This window comes from Parahoeflea alexandrii (assembly GCF_027214025.1).
Classification (GTDB): Bacteria; Pseudomonadota; Alphaproteobacteria; order Rhizobiales; family Rhizobiaceae; genus Hoeflea; species Hoeflea alexandrii_A.
Genome location: NZ_JAPWHB010000003.1, coordinates 238,088 through 247,364 on the forward strand (window position 1 = coordinate 238,088; position 9,277 = coordinate 247,364).

A 9,277-nucleotide genomic window follows, 5' to 3' on the forward strand; every position below is an offset into this window, starting at 1 on the left:
GCAAGGACCCTGCCGGTTTCCCTTTCTCAAGGGCCTGGATTATCGGCGTGAGCGATCTTTTGGCGCTTGTGCCGTGCGCGAATGCGGTCCGCTCTCCCCGGCAAAATTGCCGCGATCGATCAATGCTTCAATCTCTTGCAGCGTCGGGGCATCCAGGCGACCGATTGCCGTGGCCAGCTTGTTGGCAACTTCGGTGGCCTTCGGCGTGAGGCCGGACGTGTTGATGACGACTTTCGGCCGGGACAAGCCGGCGAGCATCTGCAACTCCTCGGCCTCATCCCAGATGATGTTGAAATAGCCGATGACCCGCTGGACGAATTCCCAACTCGGTTCGGAGCGGTTTCCGTGTTCGAGCGCGGACAAATAGGCCGGCGAGACACCGATGGCGCTGGCCATCTGCCGCTGGGTAACGCCACGCTCGGCGCGCAACCGCCTGATCGCCTCACCAAACGGGGTCATCGCAGGTTTCCCTTCTCCCGGCGCAAGCGGATATACAACGCACCTTCGCCGCCATGGCTACGGGCTGCATCCTCGTATCCGGATATCAGGAAACGGAACTCGGGCTTGCCAAGCCAGACCGGAACGGCTCGCTTGAGGGCGCCCTCGCTGCCACGCGACGCACCTTTTCCGGTAATGACCAGGACATGCCTGAGGCCGCGTTCGTGGGCGCGCGCGAGGAACCCGAACAACAGATTGTGTGCCTCGCTCTGGGTCAGCCCATGCAGGTCGATGCGGCCATCGATCGGCAGCCGGCCACGCGCCAGCTTGCGGATGACCGGCTTTTCGATCGGGTGCGGCTGTTTCCGGGATGGCGCGTTCGGTCCGGGCGCCGGCTGTTGGGCTTTGGCCGGCCTTTCCGGTGGCGCCGGCGGCGTCGGAACCGGGGGCTCGACCGCAAACCAGTCGTCTTCCGGAATTTCCTTTCCCGGAAAGGCCTCGACGGTGCGCGCGATCCTGGCCCAGATGATGCGGTCTTCGTGGCTCAATCTTGACTTGTCACCGCTCATGACCGGCCCGCCGTGCGACTTCCGATCCAACCGGAGCAAGAATGACAAAGCGGGCAGATGCCTTGATCGAGCCGGCTTTTTCGCCGGCTGCGGATCCGCATCCGGCGAACAGGTCTCCGCGAGCCGGCCCGACAATCGCGGTGCCGGTGTCCTGGGCGATCATCAGCCGTGCAAACGGACGCGGCTCGTCAAAATCCTGCAGGCCGGGCGCCGACACGAAGATCGGTGTCCCGAAGGTATGAATGTGGCGATCGACGGCAAGCGACCGGCCGGGCTCGAGCGGGACCTTGGCCGCCGCAACGGGACCCAGATAATCGTTTTCGACAGCCGCCTTCTCGAAGAAGATGAATGAGCGGTTTTCCCACATCAGCCTGTCGGCCCGCTCCGGGTTGGCCGCCAGCCACTGCCTGATGGCGGCCATGGACATCAGATCGGGTGCAATCTCGCCGCGCTTTACCAGCAAACCACCAATGCCGGTGAAGGGATGACCGCTCTTGGCGGAATAGGTGATCCGTTCCACTCGGCCATCGGGGAAGCAGAGCCGGGCACAGCCCTGGACGTGGGCAAAAAACACGTCGGCGCGGCAGCTTGCCCAGGCAATCTCCAGGCTGAGGCCGTCGAAGGCACCGGATTCAATGGCCTGGCGGTCCGGGCACAATGTCATCCCGTCCGCACCGGCGAGCATGAACGCGAAGCCTGACGGGATCCCTGCGGGCGGATTATCCGGATCCGGAGCCTTGATCAGGTTCTCCGGTTTGCGCAGGAACGGAAATCGATAGCCGGATTCCGGCGTCTCGCTGACAAAGACTTCCGGCTCATAATAACCGGTGACCAGTCCGGTCCCGCCGTCCGGCCTGACCTCCACCGGCCGGAACCAGGTCTCGAAGAAGGAGCGGGCTTCGGCATCCGATGGATAGCCGGATTCAGATTCGGCCAGCGCGGCGGCATAGGCAGGTTCGAAATCGGCAGTACCGAGACCGAGAGATCCGGTGCGATAGGGTTTGGTTTGGGTCGCATGAAGCGCCGAGCGGCGAAAGGCGGCAAAAGCTGCCGCCGGCCTGTCTTCCGCCCAACCGGGAAGGGTCGAGAAGTCTTCCCGGTCAAGCGACAGACCCATTACTGATCGGCTTCCGTCGCAATCAGACGCCAGTTCGGATCACGCGAGCGGGTGTCGCGGGCAAAGGTCCAGACATCATTGACATCGGTCACCTCGGCGAGATCGCCCTCGATCACCTGTCCGTCCTTGTCGAGAGTGGCCGATATCAGCTGGCTGATGATCCGGACGGTGATGTTGGCTTCCGTGCCCTTCATCTCGGCCTGAATGATCGAGGCCTTCTCGATGCCGACGAAGTTGGACCGAACAGTTTCGCCCCTTGATTCGCGCTCTTCGATCGCAGCGACGAAGCCGTCAAAGACCTCGCGCGACAGCAGGCCCTTCAAGGTCTTGCGGTCGCCTTCAGCATAGGCCGAGACGATCATCTCGTAGGCCGTGCTGGCGCCGCCGACAAATTCGTTGGGGGAGAAGGACGGATCGGCTGTCACCACGTCGCGCAGGCCCTTGTTGAGTTCCGTGCCCGGTTCGGCGTAAGCGTCGACGGCGGCGAATGTATCCGGCTCCTGATTTTCCCGGCCGCGGCGCGGCAATGTCACCACCTTGGGATCATCCAGCCCTTCGGGCGCCTGATCGCGTCGGGCCATCTGGTCCTGCGGCGGGCGTTGTTCGTGGCCGGTCCGCTTGCCAAGCACCGACCGCAGCTGGATGAATATGATCACCGCCGCCACAAAAAAGAAGAACGTCACAAAATCAAAGGAACCCATTCCCGCCTTCTTTCGGTTACATCATCAATCAGGATGCATATAATCCCCCCAAGCCCATCAATCAAAGGGTCAGACCACTCTATTTGTCTCCGGCCCATCAAACAGCCGGTCCCGACGTCGGATAATTCCTCATGCGCTTCTCCCTGATCCCGTTTCTGCTGCTCGTGGTGCCACTGGCCGAGATTGCAGCTTTTGTTGTCATCGGCGGCCAGATCGGGGTCTGGGCGACGCTGGGCATGGTTCTGTTGACGGCCATCATCGGCAGTTTTCTGCTCAGGTGGCAGGGCGTGGGATTGTTCAACCGGATCAATACCGAACTGCGCGCCAACCGCGTGCCCGGCCGCGAACTGGTTCATGGCGTGATGATCCTGGTTGCCGGCGTGCTGTTGCTGACACCTGGATTCGTGACCGATACGCTTGGATTCCTGCTTTTCATTCCGGCCATTCGCGACCTTTTCTGGCGCTCGGTAAAGGACCGGATCGTCGTTGAGACCATGTCGAGCGGTTTTGCCAGCACCACGCGGAGACCCTCCGCCGCCGACGGGGTGGTGGATCTCGACGAGGATGAATACCACCGCAACCCGGATCCGTCGTCTCCCTGGTCCGAGGAGACTGATCGCCTGTCCAGGCCCGGCAAGCCGGATGGCCGCGGCTCAAACGGGTTGTAAGCCCGATCCCGAAATGCTAGCCCAAGTCCGGACAATTTACCGGATGACCGCATTCGCGGATGAACAACAGGGAAGAGCCAGATGGCAAAAGATACTACCGGCAAAGGCGGCGAAGCAGCAACGGAAGCGCAGGGAAATGGTCAGGCCCCGACCCTGAACATCCTGGCCCAGTACATCAAGGATCTGTCCTTCGAGAATCCGGGCGCGCCGAAGTCGCTCGGCCCGCGCGAGAAGGCACCCGACATCAACATCAATGTGAACGTCAACGCCAATCCGCTGAGCGAGACAGAATTCGATGTCGTGTTGACGATGAATGCCGAGGCCAAGACCGGCACCACGGTGCTGTTCAATGTCGAGCTGACCTATGGCGGTGTGTTCCGGGTCGCCAACTTCCCGCAGGAACACATGCTGCCGCTGCTGTTCATCGAATGCCCGCGGATGCTTTTCCCGTTCGCTCGCCAGATCGTCGCCGACGCAACCCGCAACGGCGGTTTCCCGCCGCTTCTGATCGATCCGATCGATTTCGCGCAGATGTTCCAGCAACGCATGGCGGAAGAGAACGCCCGGGCCCAGGTTGCCAACAAGGCCAACTGAGCCCCGGATTCCGGACCCCGCGGTCAGGACCATTGCATTTTACTGTGATTGCCGCCTTCGGGCGGCTTTTGCATTTCAGACCGGTGAAGCCTGTCAGCCCTGGCCAGGCACCTTGCGCCAAATGGCGCTGGCGCCGATGCGATCGATCAGGCTCGAATGTGCCTGAAGCTCGGCCTCGCTCAGGCGCGGGGCAAGTGGCCGCGGCCGTTGTCCAATGACGACGATTTCCTCATCCGCCGCCCGCTCGACGGTGACATTGTCCTTCGTCGACAATCCCAACGCCGCCTGGCGGCCGCCGAGCATCTCGATATAGACGTCCGTCAGCAGTTCGGCATCGAGCAGCGCGCCGTGCTTGGTCCGGTGCGAGTTGTCGATGCCGTAGCGGCGGCACAAGGCATCAAGGCTGTTGGGGCCCATGGGATGGCGCCGCCGGGCCAGCGAAAGCGTGTCGATGACCAGTTCCGGCGCGACCACCGGAATGCCCACCCTTTGATACTCGGTATTGAGAAAGCCCATATCGAAGGTCGCATTGTGGGCGACGTAACGGGCGCCTTCGAAAAACGCGGCGATTTCTTCGGCGACTTCGGCAAACACCGGCTTGTCGGCGAGGAATGCATCGGTGATGCCGTGGACGGCCAGCGCATCGGGATGCACCTTGCGGCCATCCGGGTTGATGAACAGATGCAGGGTGCGACCGGTCGGAAACTGGTTTTCGAGCTCGATGCAACCGATTTCGACAATCCGGTCCGCCTGATTGTCGAGGCCCGTTGTTTCCGTATCGAAGACAATCTCGCGCATGTCAGTCACCCTGCCTTCCGGATTGCGTGAGCGCCGCAACGATTTCGGCGACCTGGGACCGGGCCGCTTCAAGTCCCCGCCCGGTATCGATGACGTAATCGGCGCGGGCGCGTTTTTCAGTGTCCGGTATCTGTCGTGCCAGTATCGCCTCAAATTTCTCGGCTGTCATGCCCGGCCGCGCCATGACACGCGTGCGCTGGATTTCCGGCGCACAGCTGACGACAACCACAACATCGACCCGGTCCGTGGACCCGGTTTCATACAGCAGTGGAATGTCGAGCAGGACCATGGGCTCACCGCGCGCCGCCGCCGCATCGACAAACTGTTTTTCGCGCGCCCGCACCAGCGGGTGAATGATCGCTTCGAGCCGCTTGAACTCCTGCGGCGCGGCCATCAGCCTGGCAGACAGGATCTCCCGGTCGACCACGCCATCAGGCGCGGTTCCCGGAAATGCGGCCTCGATCAGCGGGGCAGCCTCGGCGCTGTAGAGATCATGAACGATCTCGTCGGCGCTGATAACCGGAACGCCGAGCGCCTTGAACATGTCGGACGTGGTCGATTTGCCCATTCCGATCGAGCCTGTCAGGCCGATGATGATCATGCATGCGTCTCCATGTCCTTGACGATCAGCTGCCGCAACTCCGGGGTCACCTCGGGTGTCAGCCCGAACCATCTTGCGAATCCGGGCACTGCCTGGTGCAGCAGCATGCCCAGCCCATCCACCGTTTTCAAACCCTGGCGTCTTGCCATGGCAAGGATCGGTGTTTCGAGCGGGATGTAGACAATGTCGGTGACCAGGGCACCATCGGCCATCACGGTGAAATCGATGTCGGGAACCTCGCGTCCATCCATTCCGAGGGACGTGGTGTTGACGAAGAGATCGGCCGCAGGAAGAAGACCGGAAAGCGCGTCCAAGCCGGAAGCCGCGGTGCGAGGACCGAATGAATCTGCGAGGGCTTCTGCTCTTTCCACGGTGCGGTTGACGATGTGAACCTTCTCGAATCCCCGCGACAGAAGCGCGTGGATGACCGCGCGGCTGGCGCCGCCGGCGCCCAGGATGACGGCCGTCTTTCCAGCATCCCATCCCGGCGCATGCTCATCGAGATTGGCGGCGAAGCCGTGAGAATCGGTGTTGGTCGCCATCAGGCGTCCGTCCTCGAGCCAGAGCGTGTTGGCCGCGCCGATCTGCCGCGCGATATCGTCCACGTCATCGGCCATGGCCAGGACGGCCTCCTTGTGCGGGATCGTCACATTGCCGCCGACAAGACCGGACGAGCCATCCTTGAGGGCAGCGATAAAGTAAGGAAGATCATCAGGCGCAACCTGGATGGCGTCATAGCGGCCTTGAAGGCCTGCCTGCTGGAGCCAGTATCCGTGGATCAGCGGCGATCTGGAATGGCGGATCGGATAGCCAATGACAAAAGCACGGGGCGTGTGGTCGAGCATTTCAGCCATCAATGGCTCCCAGGCGCCGCAGTTCGGAGAGCAGCGGCAGCATCGGCAGGCCGATAATGGTGAAATAGTCGCCCTCGATCCGCTCGAACAGCTGAATGCCCTCGCCCTCGAACTGGTAGGCACCAACCGATGAAAGCGCTGTGGCTCCGACGCTGGAAAGGTGGCGACCGACAAATGCCGGATCCAGATCGCGCATGGTCATCCGCGCCACCGACACATGCCGCCAGATAGTTTCGCCGTCTCTTGCCAGAACTACGGCGCTGTTAAGCTCATGAGTCTTGCCGGAAAGCGCGAGGAGCCGGCGGCGGGCCTCATCCATGTTCGCCGCCTTGTGAAAAATGTCTCCCTGAAGCGACAAGGTCTGATCAGAGCCAATGACAATCGCCCCAGGTTTGCGGCCAGACACATCCTGGGCCTTGGCTTCGGCGAGAACGGAGGCCACATCCTCGGGCTCCAGGCCGTCGAGGGTTTGCTCTACAGCCCGCTCGTCGATGCGTGCGGGCTCGACGTCAAATACCAGGCCGGCATTTTCCAGCAGGGATTTTCTGAAGGGGCTTGCAGAGGCAAGCACAAGGCGCGGCGCCATGGACGTCTCCTGAATCGAGGCCGGTCAAGGCAAGGGGGTTAGCGCCACTTCGGGCGCAAGGCAAGAATGGCGGCGGCCGTCTCCTCGATCGAGCGGCGGGTGACATCGATGACAGGCCAGCCATGGCGTTCACACAAGGACCTTGCATATTTGAGTTCCTCGCTGATCAACGCCCGGTCGGTGTAGTGCTCGCCCTGATAGCCGGTTGTCGCCCCGAGCACCCGGTTCTGCCTGACCTGGGCAATGCGGTCGACCGACGCGATCAGGCCGACGACCACCGGCTTGGTTGCCTTGATCAGGCCGTCAGGCAGCGGCACTCCATACACGATCGGAATATTGGCAGTCTTGATACCGCGGTTTGCGAGATAGATGCTTGTCGGGGTTTTCGAGGTGCGGCTGATTCCCAGGATAACCAGGTCGGCCTCGTTGAAATCGAGAGGCAGTTGCCCGTCATCATGGTCGAGGGTGAAATTGAGCGCATCGATGCGCTTGAAATATTCCTCGCCCATATGGTGCTGGGCCCCGACCCGGCGCCGCGACGGAGCGCCGAGGTAGGACTGGAACACGTTGATCACCGGTTCAAGCACGGACACGCTGGGAAGGCCCATGTCGCGGCACTTGAGCTCGATGATCGACGCAAGTTCGGAATCGACGATGGTGTAGAGCACGATACCCGGCGCGCCGTCGATGGCATCGAGGACCGCGAACAGCTGCTTGCGGGTGCGGATCAGGGGATAGACATGCTCGAGCGCCTGGGCGCCCTGAAACTGGGCTGCGGCCGCCCGGCCGGCGGCCATCAGGGTTTCACCGGTCGAATCGGAGATCAGATGCAGGTGGAAATAGTTTTTGGTCTGCTCCACAATATTCTCCGGGGGCTGTTGATAAACCGGGACAAGAACGAACTAGGTGGCCCGGGCTCCAGAATGCAAGGGATAAGTCACCGGTTTATCCACAATGGCCATCTTGGGGAAAGTCTCAGGCGCCGGTTGCGGGATAACCGGGAGAATGTCTGCGGCCGGACCGGGTGAGGTTTTGGTCTGGCTCGATTAGAGTCTTGGAATTATGCGGCAATTTGAAGCCAAAGCAGTCAAACCGGCAAATCGGATTGGTCTTGCGCGTGGCCTCCGTCTATATGAACAGCCTGTGGATGAATTGTGGACAAGTCCTGATCCCCGTAAAACACAGAGTCTAAGAATCAGAATCCTTTTCAATAAGGATTTATTTAAGGGAAGTGGTGGATGACAAAATCCGGCGATCGCAAGGTGATGAAGGTGTTGGCCGGTGAAACCGTCTTTCCGCCACCGGTGTGGCTGATGCGCCAGGCAGGGAGATATCTGCCCGAGTACCGGGCGACGCGATCGAAGGCGAAGGGCTTTCTCGATCTCTGCTACACCCCCGATCTTGCCGTCGAGGTGACGCTGCAGCCAATCAGGCGATTTGGCTTTGATGCTGCAATCCTGTTTTCCGACATTCTGGTGATCCCGGATGCTCTTGACCGGAATGTGCGGTTTGTCGAGGGCACCGGTCCACTGATGGATCCGATTGCTCCCGAAGCCATAGCCTCGCTTGATGCGTCGAAGATGCACACGCACCTGGCGCCCGTTTACGAGACCGTGCGGCGGCTGAGGGCGGAATTGCCGGCCGAGACGACGCTGCTCGGCTTCTGTGGGGCACCCTGGACGGTAGCGACCTACATGATCGCCGGGCATGGAACGCCGGACCAGGCGCCGGCGCGGCTGTTTGCCATGCAGCACCCCGAAGCCTTCAAGTCGCTGCTGGCGCTGCTGGCGGAGATTTCGACCGATTATCTGATTGCCCAGATCGACGCCGGCGCCGATGCGGTGCAGATATTCGATTCCTGGGCAGGCGTTTTGTCGGAGCGCGATTTTGCCCAGTTCTCGATTGCGCCGGTCAGGCACATGGTTGACCGGATCAACCGCGAGAGACCGGGTGTTCCGGTGATCGGATTTGCCAAGGGGGCAGGAGCCTTGCTGGAGAATTACCGGGTGGCCACGGGTATCGACTGCGTCGGCCTCGACTGGACCGTGCCGTCGAAACTTGCCCGGCAGATCCAGGCGGGCGGCGCCGTGCAGGGCAATCTCGACCCGTTGCGCATGGTTGCCGGCGGTACAGCGCTGGATGAGGGCGTCGACGAAGTGCTTGAAACGCTCGGCGGCGGTCCGCTGATCTTCAATCTCGGGCATGGCATCACGCCGCAGGCGGATCCGGAGAACGTCACCCGGCTGATGAACCGTGTTCGCGGAGCGACAAGGCGTTGACAGAAGGCGGCGCGACAAGCCTCGGCGAAGGCAGGAAGGCCAGGACAAAGGCCTATGCCAGCATCACCTTGG

The 9,277-nt window shown here is 61.6% G+C and carries 12 protein-coding genes; 3 read left to right on the forward strand and 9 right to left on the reverse strand.

The genetic code is table 11. The annotated features are described in order from the left end of the window. Positions 1–39: 39 nt before the first annotated feature. From O4H62_RS11530 to O4H62_RS11545, 4 genes are read right to left on the reverse strand one after another with little or no spacing between them, the layout of a single operon-like run. Positions 40–459, reverse strand: a complete 420-nt coding sequence (locus tag O4H62_RS11530) for a helix-turn-helix domain-containing protein (protein ID WP_269387923.1) — start codon at positions 457–459, stop codon at positions 40–42. After that, positions 456–1,007: a Smr/MutS family protein gene (locus O4H62_RS11535; RefSeq protein WP_269387925.1), complete on the reverse strand. Its 552-nt coding sequence runs from the start codon at positions 1,005–1,007 to the stop codon at positions 456–458. The genes O4H62_RS11530 and O4H62_RS11535 overlap by 4 nt, the downstream gene beginning before the upstream one ends. Next, the gene (gene mltA / locus O4H62_RS11540) at positions 997–2,124 is read right to left on the reverse strand and encodes a murein transglycosylase A (RefSeq protein WP_269387927.1); all 1,128 of its coding nucleotides are present in this window, start codon (positions 2,122–2,124) and stop codon (positions 997–999) included. Before mltA ends, O4H62_RS11535 begins: the two co-directional genes overlap by 11 nt. Continuing rightward, the gene (locus tag O4H62_RS11545) at positions 2,124–2,825 is read right to left on the reverse strand and encodes a Tim44/TimA family putative adaptor protein (RefSeq protein WP_269387929.1); all 702 of its coding nucleotides are present in this window, start codon (positions 2,823–2,825) and stop codon (positions 2,124–2,126) included. The genes mltA and O4H62_RS11545 overlap by 1 nt, the downstream gene beginning before the upstream one ends. Positions 2,826–2,956: 131 nt before the next feature. On the opposite strand from O4H62_RS11545, the gene O4H62_RS11550 reads away from it, so the two are divergent. Next, complete coding sequence (locus O4H62_RS11550) at positions 2,957–3,493, forward strand: FxsA family protein (protein WP_269387931.1); 537 nt, start codon at positions 2,957–2,959, stop codon at positions 3,491–3,493. 81 nt (positions 3,494–3,574) lie between these two features. Beyond that, positions 3,575–4,087, forward strand: coding sequence for a protein-export chaperone SecB (gene secB / locus O4H62_RS11555; protein ID WP_269387933.1), 513 nt, complete (start codon positions 3,575–3,577; stop codon positions 4,085–4,087). 93 nt (positions 4,088–4,180) lie between these two features. On the opposite strand, the gene dnaQ is transcribed toward secB, so the two are convergent. The 5 genes from dnaQ to O4H62_RS11580 are packed head-to-tail and all read right to left on the reverse strand — an operon-like array spanning position 4,181 to position 7,786. Continuing rightward, positions 4,181–4,885, reverse strand: coding sequence for a DNA polymerase III subunit epsilon (gene dnaQ, locus O4H62_RS11560; RefSeq protein ID WP_269387935.1), 705 nt, complete (start codon positions 4,883–4,885; stop codon positions 4,181–4,183). Position 4,886: 1 nt separating this feature from the next. Then, a complete protein-coding gene (gene coaE / locus O4H62_RS11565; protein WP_269387937.1) occupies positions 4,887–5,486 on the reverse strand; it encodes a dephospho-CoA kinase in 600 nt (199 codons plus the stop codon). Next, positions 5,483–6,340 carry a shikimate dehydrogenase gene (locus O4H62_RS11570; protein ID WP_269387939.1) on the reverse strand — a complete coding sequence of 286 codons (858 nt, stop codon included), beginning with the start codon at positions 6,338–6,340 and terminating at the stop codon, positions 5,483–5,485. Before O4H62_RS11570 ends, coaE begins: the two co-directional genes overlap by 4 nt. Then, the gene (locus O4H62_RS11575) at positions 6,333–6,926 is read right to left on the reverse strand and encodes a Maf-like protein (RefSeq protein ID WP_269387941.1); all 594 of its coding nucleotides are present in this window, start codon (positions 6,924–6,926) and stop codon (positions 6,333–6,335) included. Before O4H62_RS11575 ends, O4H62_RS11570 begins: the two co-directional genes overlap by 8 nt. Positions 6,927–6,964: 38 nt before the next feature. Next, positions 6,965–7,786, reverse strand: a complete 822-nt coding sequence (locus tag O4H62_RS11580; RefSeq protein ID WP_269387942.1) for a pyruvate, water dikinase regulatory protein — start codon at positions 7,784–7,786, stop codon at positions 6,965–6,967. A 378-nt stretch (positions 7,787–8,164) separates the two neighbouring features. Between O4H62_RS11580 and hemE the strand changes: the two genes are divergently transcribed. Next, entirely contained in the window at positions 8,165–9,205 is a 1,041-nt protein-coding gene (gene hemE / locus O4H62_RS11585; RefSeq protein WP_269387944.1) for a uroporphyrinogen decarboxylase, read from the forward strand. Positions 9,206–9,277: the final 72 nt, after the last annotated feature.